The 14,699-nt window shown below is 60.0% G+C and carries 18 protein-coding genes; 7 read left to right on the top strand and 11 right to left on the bottom strand.

The genetic code is table 11. The features are described 5' to 3' along the window. Nucleotides 1-86 precede the first annotated feature (86 nt). The 3 genes from LDB26_RS00085 to LDB26_RS00075 are packed head-to-tail and all read left to right on the top strand — an operon-like array spanning nucleotide 87 to nucleotide 3,390. On the top strand, nucleotides 87-1,622 hold the full coding sequence (locus LDB26_RS00085; RefSeq protein WP_257539595.1) for a recombinase family protein: 1,536 nt from the start codon (nucleotides 87-89) through the stop codon (nucleotides 1,620-1,622). Beyond that, nucleotides 1,619-2,503, top strand: coding sequence for a plasmid partitioning protein RepB C-terminal domain-containing protein (locus LDB26_RS00080; protein ID WP_257539594.1), 885 nt, complete (start codon nucleotides 1,619-1,621; stop codon nucleotides 2,501-2,503). Before LDB26_RS00085 ends, LDB26_RS00080 begins: the two co-directional genes overlap by 4 nt. Next, the gene (locus LDB26_RS00075) at nucleotides 2,500-3,390 is read left to right on the top strand and encodes a plasmid partitioning protein RepB C-terminal domain-containing protein (protein WP_257539593.1); all 891 of its coding nucleotides are present in this window, start codon (nucleotides 2,500-2,502) and stop codon (nucleotides 3,388-3,390) included. Before LDB26_RS00080 ends, LDB26_RS00075 begins: the two co-directional genes overlap by 4 nt. 218 nt (nucleotides 3,391-3,608) lie before the next feature. Here LDB26_RS00075 and LDB26_RS00070 read toward each other — a convergent pair whose 3' ends face one another. Beyond that, entirely contained in the window at nucleotides 3,609-3,896 is a 288-nt protein-coding gene (locus LDB26_RS00070; RefSeq protein WP_257539592.1) for a hypothetical protein, read from the bottom strand. Between the two features lie 76 nt (nucleotides 3,897-3,972). Between LDB26_RS00070 and LDB26_RS00065 the strand changes: the two genes are divergently transcribed. Continuing rightward, complete coding sequence (locus LDB26_RS00065) at nucleotides 3,973-4,329, top strand: hypothetical protein (RefSeq protein WP_257539591.1); 357 nt, start codon at nucleotides 3,973-3,975, stop codon at nucleotides 4,327-4,329. Here LDB26_RS00065 and LDB26_RS00060 read toward each other — a convergent pair. The 3 genes from LDB26_RS00060 to LDB26_RS00050 form a co-directional block, all read right to left on the bottom strand. Next, nucleotides 4,312-4,752: a response regulator transcription factor gene (locus LDB26_RS00060; RefSeq protein ID WP_257539590.1), complete on the bottom strand. Its 441-nt coding sequence runs from the start codon at nucleotides 4,750-4,752 to the stop codon at nucleotides 4,312-4,314. The genes LDB26_RS00065 and LDB26_RS00060 overlap by 18 nt on opposite strands. Before the next feature lie 123 nt (nucleotides 4,753-4,875). Beyond that, nucleotides 4,876-5,547: a DUF4386 domain-containing protein gene (locus tag LDB26_RS00055; RefSeq protein WP_257539589.1), complete on the bottom strand. Its 672-nt coding sequence runs from the start codon at nucleotides 5,545-5,547 to the stop codon at nucleotides 4,876-4,878. Continuing rightward, the gene (locus LDB26_RS00050; RefSeq protein ID WP_257539588.1) at nucleotides 5,544-5,963 is read right to left on the bottom strand and encodes a DUF6326 family protein; all 420 of its coding nucleotides are present in this window, start codon (nucleotides 5,961-5,963) and stop codon (nucleotides 5,544-5,546) included. The genes LDB26_RS00055 and LDB26_RS00050 overlap by 4 nt, the downstream gene beginning before the upstream one ends. Before the next feature lie 157 nt (nucleotides 5,964-6,120). On the opposite strand from LDB26_RS00050, the gene LDB26_RS00045 reads away from it, so the two are divergent. Further along, nucleotides 6,121-7,155, top strand: coding sequence for a helix-turn-helix domain-containing protein (locus tag LDB26_RS00045; RefSeq protein ID WP_257539587.1), 1,035 nt, complete (start codon nucleotides 6,121-6,123; stop codon nucleotides 7,153-7,155). A gap of 96 nt (nucleotides 7,156-7,251) precedes the next feature. Here the strand turns inward: LDB26_RS00045 and LDB26_RS00040 are convergent, their stop codons facing one another. Beyond that, the gene (locus tag LDB26_RS00040; protein ID WP_257539586.1) at nucleotides 7,252-7,557 is read right to left on the bottom strand and encodes a hypothetical protein; all 306 of its coding nucleotides are present in this window, start codon (nucleotides 7,555-7,557) and stop codon (nucleotides 7,252-7,254) included. Between the two features lie 427 nt (nucleotides 7,558-7,984). On the opposite strand from LDB26_RS00040, the gene LDB26_RS00035 reads away from it, so the two are divergent. After that, nucleotides 7,985-8,497: an ankyrin repeat domain-containing protein gene (locus LDB26_RS00035; protein ID WP_257539585.1), complete on the top strand. Its 513-nt coding sequence runs from the start codon at nucleotides 7,985-7,987 to the stop codon at nucleotides 8,495-8,497. 219 nt (nucleotides 8,498-8,716) lie between these two features. After that, a complete protein-coding gene (locus LDB26_RS00030) occupies nucleotides 8,717-8,992 on the top strand; it encodes a hypothetical protein (RefSeq protein WP_257539584.1) in 276 nt (91 codons plus the stop codon). Nucleotides 8,993-9,050: 58 nt separating this feature from the next. Here LDB26_RS00030 and LDB26_RS00025 read toward each other — a convergent pair whose 3' ends face one another. The 6 genes from LDB26_RS00025 to LDB26_RS00005 all read right to left on the bottom strand — a co-directional run bounded on the left by LDB26_RS00025 (nucleotide 9,051) and on the right by LDB26_RS00005 (nucleotide 14,571). Next, nucleotides 9,051-9,398: a hypothetical protein gene (locus LDB26_RS00025; protein ID WP_257539583.1), complete on the bottom strand. Its 348-nt coding sequence runs from the start codon at nucleotides 9,396-9,398 to the stop codon at nucleotides 9,051-9,053. Nucleotides 9,399-9,580: 182 nt separating this feature from the next. After that, entirely contained in the window at nucleotides 9,581-10,675 is a 1,095-nt protein-coding gene (locus LDB26_RS00020; protein WP_257539582.1) for a DUF1176 domain-containing protein, read from the bottom strand. A 102-nt stretch (nucleotides 10,676-10,777) separates the two neighbouring features. Then, nucleotides 10,778-11,377 carry a hypothetical protein gene (locus tag LDB26_RS00015; RefSeq protein ID WP_257539581.1) on the bottom strand — a complete coding sequence of 200 codons (600 nt, stop codon included), beginning with the start codon at nucleotides 11,375-11,377 and terminating at the stop codon, nucleotides 10,778-10,780. Nucleotides 11,378-11,394: 17 nt separating this feature from the next. Beyond that, nucleotides 11,395-12,522, bottom strand: coding sequence for a sensor histidine kinase (locus LDB26_RS00010; RefSeq protein ID WP_257539580.1), 1,128 nt, complete (start codon nucleotides 12,520-12,522; stop codon nucleotides 11,395-11,397). Nucleotides 12,523-12,561: 39 nt separating this feature from the next. Beyond that, nucleotides 12,562-12,921: a DUF4189 domain-containing protein gene (locus LDB26_RS21580; protein ID WP_373886216.1), complete on the bottom strand. Its 360-nt coding sequence runs from the start codon at nucleotides 12,919-12,921 to the stop codon at nucleotides 12,562-12,564. 300 nt (nucleotides 12,922-13,221) lie between these two features. Next, nucleotides 13,222-14,571 (bottom strand): IS1380-like element ISSp1 family transposase, encoded by a 1,350-nt coding sequence (locus LDB26_RS00005; protein ID WP_013039775.1) that lies wholly within the window; start codon nucleotides 14,569-14,571, stop codon nucleotides 13,222-13,224. Between the last annotated feature and the right edge of the window lie 128 nt (nucleotides 14,572-14,699).

Genomic DNA, 14,699 nt, shown 5'->3' with positions numbered 1-14,699 from the left:
GATAAATTTCGGAGGAATTTAGCGTGTCCCCTGGGAGCGAACTGAAAGCATCGGCCGTGACGAACACTTCGGGCAATAGCGAAGAGATGCCTGAGCGCCTGATCCGGGCGGCGCAATATATGCGCATGTCGACCGAGCATCAGAAATATTCGACCGAGAACCAGGCTGAGATCATTGCGGACTACGCTGCGCGTCGGGGCTTTGAAATCGTCCGGACTTACGAAGATTCGGGGAAGAGCGGCCTCAAGTTGGATGGCCGCCTTTCCCTTCAGAGGCTTATCGCCGATGTCCGTTCGGGGAACACCGACTTCGAGGTGGTGCTCGTCTACGATGTCAGCCGATGGGGCCGCTTTCAGGACGCCGACGAAAGCGCTTACTACGAGTTCATCTGCCGCGAGGGCGGGGTCAAGGTCCATTACTGCGCAGAGCAATTCGAGAACGATGGCAGCCTGAGCGCGACGATCATCAAGAGCATGAAACGGGCGATGGCCGGCGAATACAGCCGGGAGTTGTCCGCCAAGGTCTTCACGGGACAGTGCCGCCTCATCCGGCTTGGATTCCGGCAGGGAGGACCAGCGGGCTTCGGCCTGCGACGGGTTCTTGTTGATGAGCATTGCAATCCGAAAGCCACGCTCCAACGCGGAGAGCAGAAGAGCCTGCAAACCGACCGCGTCGTTCTACAGCCCGGCCCACCCGAGGAGGTCGAGATCATCCGGCGCCTCTACCGGATGTTCGTCGTCCAGCAGCGAAGCGAGAGCGAAATCGCCGGGATACTCAATGCCGAAGGGCTTGTGACCGATCTCGGTCGCCCGTGGACCCGAGGTACGGTCCATCAGATCCTGACCAACGAAAAATACATCGGCAATAATGTCTACAACCGGCGCTCGTTCAAGCTGAAGGCCAAGCGGGTTAACAATCCACCTGACATGTGGGTCCGCCATGACGGCGCATTCGAGCCGATAGTCGAGCGCGACTTCTATGAGGCGGCACAGCGCATCATCGATGCCCGCAGCAAACGCTACACCGACCAGGAACTGCTCGACAGGCTCTCTGCCTTGTTGGCCGAGAAGGGATGGCTTTCCGGGCTGGTCATCGACGAAGTCGAGGACATGCCGTCGAGCATGACGTTTCGTCACCGGTTCGGCAGCCTGGTGCGAGCCTATGAGCTGGTCGGCTATTCACCAGCGCGCGACTATCGCTACATCGAAACCAACAGGGCCTTGCGAGCGCTCCATCCAGACGTTGTCCAAGAGGTCATTGGGGGAATCGAGAGCGCGGGCGGTTCGGTCCGACGAGACCCCGTGTCCGATCTGCTGCACATCAACGAGGAGTTCACGGCGGCGCTGGTCATCGCCCGTTGCCAGGTTAGCCCGGCAGGCAGCCTGCGCTGGAAAATCCGGTTCGATCAGGGTCTGCGACCAGGAATTACCATCGCGGTCCGGATGGAGGCCGATAACCGCTCGATCCGGGACTACTACCTTCTGCCCTGGCTCGATCTCGGCAAGAAGCCTGACCTTAGGCTGGCGCCCGAGAATGGCATCCTGCTCGATGCCTACAGGTATGAGACACTGGATGCTTTCATGGATCTGACGCGCCGCACAGCATTGAGTGCTGCGGCATGAGCGATTCTGCCCCCGAAATCCGCTTGGTGCCGGTCGACCTCATCACGATCCTCAATCCGCGCGTGCGGAACAAGCGGATCTTCCAGGAACTGGTCGACAGCATTGCCCATCTCGGACTGAAGAAGCCGATCACGGTTAGCCAGCGCCCAGGCAAGGCGCGCTACGATCTCGTTTGCGGACAGGGGCGTCTCGAGGCGTTCATCGCGCTGGGGCAGTCCGAAATTCCAGCCATCGTCGTCGAGGCCTCGGAAGAGGACTGCTACGTGATGAGCCTGGTCGAGAATCTCGCCCGGCGGCAACACAGCCCTCTGGAACTCGTTCATGCCATCGGGGCGCTTGCCGCCAGAGGCTATTCCCACAATGAAATCGCGACGAGAGTCGATTTCTCGCCCGAGTACGTTTCGGCCATTTGCGTGCTCCTCGAAAATGGCGAGGAGAAGCTGATTTCTGCGGTCGAGCGCGGCGTCATCCCGCACACCATCGCGATGGAGATCGCCCGCGCCAAGGACGGTGAGGTCCAGCAAGCCCTAGCGCAAGCCTATGAGGAAAAGGCGATCCCCGGCAATCAGGTCCTGGCAATCCGCCAGATCATCGAGCAGCGCAACAACAGCGGCAAACAGATGCACAAGCGCGGACGTGGTCCGTGGCCATCGCGACCGGTGACATCCGAAGGCCTGATCCGTTCGTATCAGCGAGAAACGGAGCGGCAGAAGCTGTTGATCAAGCGCGCCTCCCTGGCCCGGAGCCGCCTCCTGTTCGTGACCAATGCGATGCGGCGCCTTTTGGCCGACGAACACTTCGTCACGCTTCTGCGCGCCGAGGGCCTCAACAGTATCCCGCAGGCTCTGGCCGAACGGATCGGACCGGTGGAGCGAGCATGAACAGCCCCGTCAAAATCGCGTTCGAGCAGCAGGTGCATCAAATTCCGATCAGCAAACTGCTCCCGACACGATCCCTCCCCAAAGGTGTGCATGAAAGCGTGAAATATCGCCGTATCGCAGCCTCGGTCGCAGAAGTCGGGCTGATCGAGCCGATTTCGGTCGCACGCCAGCGCGACGGGAACTTTCTGATCCTCGATGGGCATGTTCGTCTCGATGCTTTGGTCGCGCAAGGCGCGTCGGTCGCTGCCTGTGTCGTTGCCAGTGACGATGAATCCTTCACCTACAACAAGCGCGTGAACCGGCTCGCGACGATCCAGGAACACTACATGATCGTGCGAGCGCTCGAGCGCGGGGTCTCGGAAGAGAAACTGGCCCGCGCGCTCAACGTCGATGTGAAGGTCATCCGACAGCGGCGGCATCTCCTTTCAGGGATCAGCCAGGACGTCGCTGAACTTCTCAAGGACAAGCCTGTCGGACATAACGCATTCCAGAAGCTGCGAAAGATGAAGCCTATCCGCCAGCTCGAAGTCGCCGAACTCATGGTGTCGGCCAACAATTACACATCCTCCTATGCAAAGGCGCTGCTGGCGACGTCAAAACCCGCCGATCTCCACAAGCCAGACGATCTCAGGAAATCGACAGGTCTTTCCACCGAACAGATGGCTCGGCTGGAACGGGAAATGGCTTCGCTAAACGCGGATTACAAAGAGCTGGAGGTCTCCTACGGGGATGACATGCTGGTTCTTGTCGTCGCGTCCGGTTTCCTCGAGCGATTGATGGCAAAGCCCGAGATCGAGCGATTTCTGGAGACGCGGCACCCTGAGTTTTCCGAGAACTTTCGTTCAATCGTGCAGGCAACGTCGCTTGATCACGCGTCCACCGTTTGAAGGCTGGCAGCGTTTAGGGGACCGGGACCCACAAGCGCCGGGACCGTCGGAGAAGCCGCCGAGAGGGGCGGATCGAGGGCGGCGGCGGGAATGGCGGCGAACCCGCAGGAAGCCCGCTAGGTCAGTCGTCATAGGACTGGCTGCATGCCGAACCCTCGGCATGTCATCAGAAGGAAGGGCGCGCCGGTACAGGGGCTAACGGCCACCGGCGCGCCCGCTCACGTCTTGGCGTGCAGACGATCGTCTTCATCCACTCCGTCCACTTGGCACGCATAACGCTGCCATTGAGGAAAAACGCCGGTAGAGTTTCGCCGCCACGCTTTCCACGGTGACGTCTGCGACTGCCCGGTGCGGATTAAAACATCGCCGATTTCCAAACCGGTAAGACGGCACGATGGAAGCTCGCTTTGCTGTGCCTGACTGCACCCGCCGACGCCTTGCGCCTCCTCTGGCAGTCTTTTCAACAATTCGCCCCGTTCGAAGACATTGAAGGCAATCCGCATCATGCAAAGCAATCAGAGTTCAAGTTTTCCACCTATCGCTACATGGCGAATTCATTGCATTCGCTTGGTATTCCTACTGATGGCTGGTTTCATGGGATACTTTGTCTGGTATAACCTGCTCTTTGCATCTGCTGACGTGCCGGTTCCGCAAACGCTTTCCCGCTCGATGCTTGCTGCTCTTGCGCTGCTGAGTTTGCTCGGGGTCCGCTATCCCATCCAGATGTTGCCTCTCATGATCTACGAAGTCGCCTGGAAAACCATCTGGCTCCTGTTGATCGCACTTCGCGCCTGGCTCGCGGGAAGATGGACGCAGGATATCGAGAACCTCTTCCAGGATTGCATCGGGATCGTGTTGGCCTACGTCTTCATGCCGTGGCGCTATGTCTGGGCCCGCTATGTGGCACAGCCCATGGAGCCGCTACGCCAGACGAAGTAGGTGCGTGCGCAGGAACTCGCCGAGTTCCTGCCGGCTCGATAGCCCCAGAATCAACAGGATCTGCGACAGGTGATTGCGGACAGTGAAATGCGAGATGCCGAGTTCGCGACCAATGTCCTTGTTCGAGAGACCGCGGGCCACGCCGAGGGCAATCTCCAGCTTCCGCTGGGTCAGGTGGTCTCGCCAGGTGGCGTCCATCGGGGCGGCAACGAACGATAACCCAACCGGGTCATGCTCGCCGGCAAGGCTCTCGATTTCGATGCAGGTGGAAGCGAGTTCCTTGATGCGTGCAATCGTGTGCTCATCATCGGCTACAAGAACGAAGAGCCTGGCCTTCCCCTTGGCCTGGCATCCGGGCTGGTCAGGATGGGATTTGGGCTGTCCTACCCTCTGGAATTCCCCCCGCCTGCCGATAGCGCTCATGAAGCAGGCTCATGGGAGCTGGATGTGAACCCCATCGCCATTGGCGGAAGTGTCCTTAAATCCAGGCTGGCATGAGCGCGCGCCGAGCATGGTCCTGAAGAGGCAAATCTCCGCATCGGCAACCTACGCCTCGCTCTCACGAATCCCGAAAACCAGCAGCCAGAGCGCCAGGGCCAGTTCGCCCAGCAGGGTCGGCATTGTGAAATATTGCGGAAGGCGTGCAGCCCATTCCGGCGCTCCAAGCCAGGCAAGGCTGTTGACGACGTTGCACGCGCCGGCAGCAGCGACTGCGAAGCTCACGGCCTTCGGCAACAGGCGCCCAGACCAGATCAACCAGCTGAGCAGCAGGCAATATGCGCCAAAAAACACGAGGCTGATCTTGTAGCCATCGCCATGGACGCGAAGCATCAGATAGGCGGCGTCGGTCAGAGATTGTTGAGATTGCGTCAGGTCACGCATTCGCAAGATCATCGTCAGAAGCAGGGTGTCGCATGTGAGAACCGCGATTCCGATCATGCTGAACGCTGCGGCTATCGCAGAAACCCTGGGTGAAGCTCTGCCGAAAAGACCGAAGAGGAGAATGGTGACAACGATGTAGCAGGCAAGCATCGCAAGATCCGCGATGAGGCCGACGCGGAACAGCGGTTCGGATGCGAATATGGCCTGCGCCGTCGCGGCGGCATCGCCGCGCACGGCCAGGGCGCCCCGCACGAACACTTCTGCGTAGACGCCGCAGACGATCGTGCCCAAATAGGTTACTCCTGCCAGCCGGGCATATTTGGCGTCTGCCGTCACATCCCATCTCCTTTGGCGACTGGCCATGTCCAGGCCACCAGCATGACCGAAGCGGTCAGGAACATCTCGATGATGGCCAAGGCGATGTAGAACGGCTCCGCGCCGGACATGCTGATCGCTACGATCGCAGTGTAGAGAGCCCCGAATGTGATATTGCTCCACCGGCATGCGGCTTCCGGGACAAGCAATGTGGACGCGATGAGCAGGCTGGGAATCGCCATCATCAGGGACACCGCGACGAGTGTTCCGGGCGTGGCTGCTCCAAGCGGCCCCATGGTTCCCTGAGCGACCGACGCCAGCTTGTTCGGAACGTAAAGCCCGAAGTAGTCGCCATAGACATAGCAGAACATTGTCGCCGTCCACATGGCCGACAATTTGAGCCGTGTCGGAACGGGGTTTTCTTGAAGTCTTCTCATCCAATGGACCATATTGCGTTGGGCGGGGCGACTCATGCCTCAAACGTCACGACGTGAGTTTCGTTTGAGACTGTGGGCTGCCGTTCGTTCGGTACGGTTTGTCTGCTCAGCAGGTGCCGCCGTCGATGGCAGTCTTGACAGATCGGGTCCGTCCGATTTGGAAATCGGCCATAGTTTTTTCAGGAATTTTCGGGGCAGCGCCTTCATGGGATCGATTTTGCAGCTTGGCATCAGCCCACGGAATCCAAACCCGGCCAAAGTCGACCCGTCAGTCGTCTACGGCGCTGTGTTCATGTGTGCGTCGCTCGCGTTTTGCCTGAAGTCGCTCCTTGCCATCCAACTGGGGGCGACCATCGACTTTTTCGCCATCATCGGAAATGCAACTTGCGGATGGTCATGGCTAGCGACCCGGTCGCTATTCCGGCGCGAGGTCGGGCCTCATAGTTTGTGGCCGCTTGGGGCCGTACTGCTGGTCATGGCATCGTCCGCGGTGACGTCCTTCGTGCCGGTGGACGATGTCCCGCTTCGCATTCTCGATAACCTGGCGAGACTGGGCAGTTCTGCCATGTTGCTGCTGGCCATCGCCGAGCCATTGCTGGATCTGCGCGCGCAGGGTGACAAGACGGAGCGGCAGTTCCGCATCTTGTATGCGGCAGGTTACGTCGCGATCCTGGGGGTTGCGGTCCTGGCGGTGGACGGTGCCCCTCGGGACTCACTCGCCTCCCAGTTGAGCATCCCCATCAAGGCGATTTGTGCGATCGCAGCGGTTTTCGGGTACGGGTGGGCACTGAGCCACCGCAGGCAGCATCCCCTCGAATGTGCTACGGCCCGACCTAAGCGCAAGGCGGTCGCCCCTGACCTCCAGCTTGGCGAGCAACTGGTCAGTCTCATGCGTGAGAACCATTTGTACGTGGAAGCGGACCTGCGCGTTGCAGACCTGGCAAGGCTCACGGGAGAGCCGGAATACAAGGTCACCCAATGCATCACGGGGATGCTGGGATTTCCCAATTTCAATCAGATGGTGAACAGCTATCGTATTGCAGAGGCAAAGCACCGCCTGATTGATCCGGCGCTTGCCCATCTGCCGATCCTGACAATTGCGCTGGACTGCGGATTTGGGTCGATCGGCCCGTTCAACAGAGCCTTCAAGACCGACACTGGGATGACGCCTCAGGAATATCGTCGGCGGTGACAAGGTCATGTAGCCAGCGGTGATACGGCCCTGCATTGCCAGATTGATGGCTGGTCCGGATTTGTCCATTCCGTCCACTTGGCCGGCGGTCGCCGCTTACATTGCAGGCAAGGTTGAAACCGATACGGCTTCCGCCCGGCCATTCCTGAACCAGACGCTGATGGTGTAAGATTTGGTCCGGCTGCAGTTGACCTCAGTCGATTGCAGATAGCCAGCGCCCGCATCCTCGGCATCATCCCAGTAGCGTGTCGCAAGCCCCGTACTCGCCCGAACCTTGCCGGCGGTATTGGCGCGACTTTCGCCCCTGAGCAATCCGAAGGGGTTGGCCGAGCGCGGGCCAGCGCGAAGGCTTACCCGCTTTTCGAGCACGATCCCGTTCTCGATCAGATATTCCGTTCGCATGCCTTTGGCTGTCAGGAAGAACCGGCATTCTCCGCTGAGAGGCGAACGGCTGTTGCACTCGCTCGGCCGATAGCCACGAGGCATCGCGTTCAACCTCGAACAAATCGGCAGTCCGCCAAAATCTCCGCTACGCGCGGCCATGGCTGGCTCAGCAAGGATACATGACATGATCCCAGCTACTGCGACACGCGAAAACGGCATGACTGAACTCCGACAATCTGCCTGGGCGACGCCCAATGCGCAGGCCCACATCCTTGAATAGATAGCTTGCGGCGGCAGATCAGCTTTGGCGAGGTACCGGTACGCCAGTCTCGCCGCTGCTTCGCTTTATCGCAGCGGATGACCCGCCCGATGGTTGGTTGACCCAAGATGTACCGGTATCGCGGTACTGTCGCCCCAGCACCTGCCGGGATGTTAGCTTTGACCGATGAATGCATCCCGACAGGAAATAGCCCGAAAACGCAGGGCACATGTTGGCTGGGTCTTTGCCGTTTTCCTGACGTCGGCCTGCACTGGCATTCCTTCGGGTCGCGAAGGAAGCGTTGACGCGGGTGCGGGGCATCGTCACGCCGTTACCCGCGTCAGCGATCCCGATGCGCGAGAACCGGAGACAGCGCGAACGCCCTTGAGGACAGCGATTCTGGCTGGCCGCCGCGATCAGGTTGTGGTGCTGTTAACGGCAGGCGCCGATCCGAACCAGCCGGATAGCGTGGGCAATACCGCCCTGCACATAGCAGCCCAGACAAACCAGCCCTGGGTCGCGCTGGACCTGCTGGCGGCCGGCGCCTGCCCGGACATCCGCAATGCGCAAAACAAGACCTTCCTGCCTTACCTTAACCTGATGAAGGATGACCTGCTTTCGCCAGATGCGCGCAAGGGAAAACAGGCGGTAATCGACTGGATCGCACAGCACGACATCCCGAACGCGCCATGCCGTTGATTCCGGTAGCCTGACTACGGCTCACGTGCACTTCAGGTCCTTGCTCCACCGCCGTTGATAGGCCCCGCATCGCCATTTGCAGATTAAGCTGATGCCTGCCGGTCCGACGTCGCGTTCTGCAAGATGACGGATAGTCGCGCGGGGCAACCACGTTACCATTTTCCGGCCAGCTGATGGTTCGCCAAGGACATCGCGAATTACAGGCGGCAGACCCATGACGTGAACAAGGAAAAAACCATGCGAAAAATGGCTATCGCCGCCACCGTATGCAGCGCTGCCTTACTGGCCTCTGCTCCCGTTTCTGCTGCGATTAGCGCGGCAAATCCGAATGTGGCGGCCATGAAGCTTCAGCAACAGCCCATAACGGCGGCAAGCTTGGTCAATCGGCCGGTGTATCAACCGGCGGCGGCGAACCTGGCGAAGACGTGCTCTGATCCTTGGTGGCAAATGAGCGGGATCCAGGCTCTCACCTGCCTCTACATGGCGGCGCGCTAGAAGCACCTCAAGGCTATCGGAAACGCGCATTTTACTTCGATGCATCGACATCGAAGATTCAGTGTCGCGTTTCCGGTCCCGCCTGCAGAGGTTCGAAACTTTCGTTGGTAAAGCCGCGCGACGTCCTCGAGACCAACTTTCGTCCCCGGCATTCGTAAATGTGCTCTTCCCAGTTCGCGCGATATTCCAATTGCCCCAGATCCGGTCGGGGCCATCCGTTCACATACCAGACGCGGGCCGCATAACGCGCGCGACCATGACCGATGCGTTCAACGCCCTTGCTTTTCGCCTCGACGGTCACCGTCTGCCGGCTGCCGTCGGCGGCCACAGTCTCGGGCTTAGGCAATTGCGCGTCCTCCGCCGCGCGATCCCGAAGAAAGGCCAGGCACGCTTTCTGGCTCGCCATCCTTTCTTCCAGTGGGGGCATTTCGATCATCCCGCTAGCACCTGCGAGCGAAGGCCAAAGCAGGAGCGCGGGGCCAAGCGTTTGAGCAATCCATTTCAACCGTCCTGACTCCCGGCAGCGTTAGCGTAAGGGTTTAGCCTTGCGGCTGTGGCGCGTCACGGCGCAGTGGCGTACTGGTGCATTCAGCGGCGCGGCGCGCGCACGGCCGTTTCGCGGCGGTAGACGGTGATATAATCGATGCTGCGCCGGCACTCGCCCATGTCGGCCTCTTCAACCAGGACGAACTGATCGCCATCCCAGACGAACGCATGCTCCTGGCCGCAATCGGCGAAGGCCCGCCCGCGTCCGAAGCTGTGCAGACGCCGCGTCTTTTTGTCCCAGTAGGAGGAGATAACCTGCGGTAGTTCCAATTCGAGATCCTGGGCCGTCAGCCGCACCGGCGCGGGGCGGATTTCCCGATCCTCGCCAATCAGGAATACATAGCCTTCGCCATTGTAGGATGAACAGTTAGCGAAAAGCAGCAGCATGGTGGTGCGTTCGTCCAGGCGTTCGAACGTCACCTCGGGCAGACCTCTGTCCGTGCCTTGGCAGCGATACTGGATTTGCAGCGCGTTCAGCTTTTCATCCGATATCCGGACAGGCGGCAAATCGGACGGCGGCGGCACATAGATGAAGGGTTCGGGCGGCCTTGGGGGCACCAGATAGGCTGCGGCCGTGCCTCGCGCGACGAGTGCCGTGACATTGCCGAGCCGGTGTTGATCCTCATCCATATGGCGCATGGCGCCGTTCAGCCCCCGCAACGAAATCGCCGTCATGGAACCGCTCTTGCCGTCCAGAACCTCGACCGTTTCGCCCTGGGCCAGTGCTGCGATCAGAGCGGGATCGTTGGGCAGCAACAGGCCATCGTCCGAGGCAAGGCGGACAGCCTCGTCCCTGGTAAAGTCCTTGCGCGCCAGAAGCCTGCCGTCCTTGTCCTTCACGCGCAATTGCCGGGCCAACGCGGGTTCGCGCCCCTTTTCAGCTTCGCACATATAACAATCCATCAATCGGAGCCGAGGCGCATCGTGCATCCCGCCGCCGCGTCGTAGCGACAGGGCGAAGAAATTGTCGGCAATCGGCTCGTCGCCGGCCTGGATTTCCTCTTCCGTGGGTTCTGGGTACAGGGTCGTGGCATGGCAGGCGTGCAGATTGTCGCAGCCGACGATCCAGTCCCGGAATGTCCGCAGTTCGCCGATCGGACTGGCAGCAGCCGCAGCGGCAAGCAGGGGTATCAGCACGCAAGACCCTCCCGTCAGAACATGTGCATGATATGCGCCGCTGCCATGCTGCACAGTCGTTCCGATGTACCAGTGCTGCATGCCGTGGCCTTGATCAGGCCGTCAGCCCTCGATTCCGCACGCGGACAGGCCGAAGCTGTCATCCCAGTCGGCCAGATCGATGCGTTGTCTGCCGGTTGTGATTTGCTCGCCATTGCGTATCCCCCGCCCGGTCAGGAGATTGAGATCGCAACTGCCAGCCTGATCATGATCGATCGTATCGTTGAAGGTGTAGGTAAAGCCGGCAACGAGCATCCGGGCATTGCGCCAGACGAGCGTATAGGTTCGTTCCCAATGTTCCCGGCCGAACGCCATGTTTTCGGTATGCACGGTGATCGACCGGTTTTCGAGAATGGCGATTTGCGGCTGCTGTCCAGCACTACTGGTTCCCCAGAAACGGGCCGGAAGCAGGATGGTGCGCTTCAAGGTCGGCAGAGTGGGATCACGCAGATAGACTGCTATGCCAACATCGTTACGGCTTTTTCCGGTCGGCAGCGTCAGGATGGCAAGGTCTTGACGGCCATCACCGTCGATATCGCCCATCGCGGCATCGACGATGCTATCCTCCGCACGCGCCGAGGGCACGTAACCAAACAAGATGAGTGTGGCACACAGGAACGGCGCCGCCATCCGCCACTTTGCCAGTGGTTTGGGTATGATCATGGGCTTCTCATTGCCTCTCACGCAGTTCGCCAGGGCAATTCCAGCGACACGCAAAACCGGTCATCCGCGACAGGCCCGGATCGGATCGCGCAATCTTCCCCGAACCGGGCGTGCAGTCGCTCGCCAACATTCTTGAGGCCCACGCCAAACCCGTCCGGGCGCGCCATCGCCATGTGCCTGCCCGGCATTCCGTTCTCGATCGTGATGCACAAATGCTGACCTTGCCTGTATCCCTTCAGACTTATGGCTACCTGGCCGCGCGTCATGCCGACGCCATGCTTGATCGCGTTTTCGATGAGTGGCTGCAGGATCAGGCTTGGCACCAGCACAGCCGCGGCTTCGGCCTCCACGTCGATTGTGAAGCTCATCCGGTCGGAAAAGCGTTCCCGCTCTATGCCCAGATATTCTTCCTGCAGCGCGATCTCGTCGGCAAGCGGCACATCGTGAAACGGATCGAGCGCCAGCGTGGTCCGAAGGAAAGTGGACAGGGAAAGCACCATACGTTCGGCCTGCGTGGCCGCGCCTTCCTCGATCAATCCTGCGATGGAATTGAGTGTATTGAACAAGAAGTGCGGATTGATCTGGTATCGCAAGGCTCGCATCTGCGCCCCCAGCGCCTCTTCACGGATCGCCGCCAGGCGCTGTTTGCGATCGTTGAGTTCAAAGGCAAAGACCAGCGTGACGAACAGGCTCGACCAGCCGAACAGAAACCCCCACGAAATGACGACAAGGCCGCCAAAGTTATCAAGCGAGCCAGGCTCGGGAGGCGGCGTTCCGAGCAGGGCGGGGTAAAACTGATGCGCCCCGGCCCACAGCGCGGCCCCGATAAGCGAGAATACGAATGATGAAATGACTAATATCGGAAGGGAATCTTCCGACGTTCGAATTTTTATCAGCTTTTCATGAAGGCGGAACAGAATATACGATATCACCGACGACAAAATGATAATAGATATGAATTGAATGAAGCGCAGAGCGATAAAATTTGCGGAAATTTCGTCGACCGATGACAGGAATGCAAAAACAATTACCATCAATAGGAATAGGTAAAACGCGCCAAATCGCAAAGTTGCAATTCTTATGCCCCGCGAATTTGTCTGGCCATTCCGGAATTGGCCTTGCGAGATAATGTCATCCAGTGTCATGAACACTCCTTTGAAGCGCCCTGCCTGCCTGGAGCCATGTCAGCGCACGCGTTCAGGGTAACTGCACCCCGAATAGTAGATTTTGCAGCTTGTTGTCCGCTTGGAGCAGTTTTCGACCGCTAGCCGCTCTGCCTGCCCGATGTCCGGCGCCGAGACCGAGTTGCTCCCCTTCTGTCCCCATGCAAGCGCTATGCATTGGTCATAGTAAGACAGACTAAGCGTACAGGTGGCCCCGCCAGCATCACGACTGCATTGTGATAAGGCTTCTTCAATTGCCTGATGTTCCGTGGGCCAGGAGTGCGAATAACCAAATGCGCCATTGGTTACGGCCACTGCTCCCCAGCGCGTTTCCCACTGTGGTTGAGATCTCCCGGCTCCTTGATCCGGATCACCACCCATCGGCGCACAACCTTCCCAGCCAGCCCCACCTCCGCCAATCGGAAAATATCCGTCAGGACATCTGCCCTCTGCCTCGGCGAGGCGCGGCATGAACATCAATACCATGCCGAAAGCGAGCGCAAGAGACACTAACCTCTCTTATTCACGACGCTCGGTTTCGGGCCCGCTCTGGGCATTTGCTGCGGCTGGCTGTATTGCGCGGACGACCGGCATCGCTGGCGTTTGTTTCACCGCATTCGGATTGATGGGCTTTTCGGGTTGAAGGGCTGGGCTCGGAGTTCTGCGGCGCTGCCGCATGGGCTACGTCGGCGCAGGCTTCAGCCGGAGAACGAGGGCGCGGAACAGGTCGGCATCCGGACAGGCGGAAGCGAAGGCAATGCGGATGCGGCTAGCACTTTCTACGACGCGCGCAGCGACCTTGAGCAGCCGCAGGCGCAAGGTGGTAAACTCCGCGCTTGCCAGAGCAGCGGTCCTGGGCATCGCCTGCTGGATGCGCCATAGCAGCCAGTATGCGGCAGTGTGCAGTATCAGGCGCATCTGATTGGCATTGGCCGAGCGGCACGAGGTTCGGTCGCTGGCGAGCTGGGACTTGTGGCGCTTGATCAGGTTCTCGGCCTGACCACGCGCGCAGTAGAGCGTGTCGTAGATGTGCTCGGCCGATCCTGTTGCCAACGAGGTGACGACATAGCGGATGTCCATGCCCAGCGTGCTGGCCTCGATCCGTGCAACGACGCGACGCTGGCACTTCCAGGTCTTTGCCCCATAGCGGGTCTCGGCATAGTTGCGCAGGACGGGACACTGACGCTGGGCGCGCTTGACCGCGCAGGCATCGGCGACCGCAACAATGGCGGGATCGGCGCGCAGCGCTGAATTGGTGGGCAGGCCGAACACGTAATCGACGCGGGCCGCATCGCAGTAGGCCATGACCTCGGGTCGACCATAGTGCCCGTCGCCGCGGATAGTGATGTGGGTATCGGGCCAATTACGGCGCAGGTGACGCACCAGGCGTCGGATGTGCCCCGCCGCCTCCTTTCCAGAAGGCGTCTTGCCTGTGCGCAGCAGCATGGCCACCGGCCTGCCGGTCGCGGTGTCGTAGATATGGATCGGTAGGAAGCAGCGCTCCCCATGATGCCCGTTCCAGAACGAGAGCTGTTGATAGCCATGCACGACGTCGCACGTGTCGTCGATATCCAGCGTGACCGCTGTCGGAGGGGCGGGATAGCTGGCGCAGTAGATGTCGATCATCGCGGCCATCATGCTGGCCAGTTCGCGCGTAGTCGGTGCATTTTCCCACCGGCTCATCGTCGGTTGGCTGGCCAGCCCCGCGCCCGATTCCGGCAGCTTGCCGAGCGCCAGGCGGAAGCCTGGATCGTCGCGCAGAGCATCGAGATCATCGGCATCCTCATAGCCGCACGCAATCGCGAACACACGGGCACGCAGAATGTCATCCAGGCGATGGATCACCCGCGCTGGATCGCGCGGATCGGCAATACAAGCCGCCAGGCGCTGGCAAATCCCCATCGCGCGCTCGGCCTGTGCAAGCAGTAGAACACCGCCATCCGAGGTAAGCCGGCCACCGTCGAACGCAGCTGTGATTTTCTTGCGGCCGACTGCTGGGAATCCAAATGAGCTTGCGATATCATCGTTCATGGCGGGTGTGGCCCGTGGCATTTTCTGCCCTGCGGCAGGTTCGGCTTAGACACCCAGTTCCTAATTCAGATCAGAGGCTTACGCCACTCCCGCCAACCCTTCAGGACACTTTTGGTGAATAAGGCGGG

Source organism: Sphingobium sp. CFD-1 (assembly GCF_024611115.1).
GTDB classification, from domain to species: domain Bacteria; phylum Pseudomonadota; class Alphaproteobacteria; order Sphingomonadales; family Sphingomonadaceae; genus Sphingobium; species Sphingobium baderi_A.
The sequence above is the reverse complement of the archived record's forward strand: the minus strand, read 5'-3'. Positions and strand labels throughout refer to the sequence as shown.

Excerpts from the sequence above, each read along its gene's own strand:
- LDB26_RS00070 (WP_257539592.1), bottom strand. The coding sequence starts at position 3,896 with ATGATGCGGATTGCCTTCAATGTCTTCGAACGGGGCGAATTGTTGAAA.
- LDB26_RS00040 (WP_257539586.1), bottom strand. The coding sequence starts at position 7,557 with ATGCGAACGGAATATCTGATCGAGAACGGGATCGTGCTCGAAAAGCGG.
- LDB26_RS00060 (WP_257539590.1), bottom strand. The coding sequence starts at position 4,752 with ATGAGCGCTATCGGCAGGCGGGGGGAATTCCAGAGGGTAGGACAGCCC.
- LDB26_RS21580 (WP_373886216.1), bottom strand. The coding sequence starts at position 12,921 with ATGGGTGGTGATCCGGATCAAGGAGCCGGGAGATCTCAACCACAGTGG.
- LDB26_RS00085 (WP_257539595.1), top strand. The coding sequence starts at position 87 with ATGCCTGAGCGCCTGATCCGGGCGGCGCAATATATGCGCATGTCGACC.
- LDB26_RS00005 (WP_013039775.1), bottom strand. The coding sequence starts at position 14,571 with ATGAACGATGATATCGCAAGCTCATTTGGATTCCCAGCAGTCGGCCGC.
- LDB26_RS00080 (WP_257539594.1), top strand. The coding sequence starts at position 1,619 with ATGAGCGATTCTGCCCCCGAAATCCGCTTGGTGCCGGTCGACCTCATC.
- LDB26_RS00075 (WP_257539593.1), top strand. The coding sequence starts at position 2,500 with ATGAACAGCCCCGTCAAAATCGCGTTCGAGCAGCAGGTGCATCAAATT.
- LDB26_RS00065 (WP_257539591.1), top strand. The coding sequence starts at position 3,973 with ATGGCTGGTTTCATGGGATACTTTGTCTGGTATAACCTGCTCTTTGCA.
- LDB26_RS00050 (WP_257539588.1), bottom strand. The coding sequence starts at position 5,963 with ATGAGAAGACTTCAAGAAAACCCCGTTCCGACACGGCTCAAATTGTCG.
- LDB26_RS00025 (WP_257539583.1), bottom strand. The coding sequence starts at position 9,398 with ATGGCGAGCCAGAAAGCGTGCCTGGCCTTTCTTCGGGATCGCGCGGCG.
- LDB26_RS00035 (WP_257539585.1), top strand. The coding sequence starts at position 7,985 with ATGAATGCATCCCGACAGGAAATAGCCCGAAAACGCAGGGCACATGTT.
- LDB26_RS00010 (WP_257539580.1), bottom strand. The coding sequence starts at position 12,522 with ATGACACTGGATGACATTATCTCGCAAGGCCAATTCCGGAATGGCCAG.
- LDB26_RS00015 (WP_257539581.1), bottom strand. The coding sequence starts at position 11,377 with ATGATCATACCCAAACCACTGGCAAAGTGGCGGATGGCGGCGCCGTTC.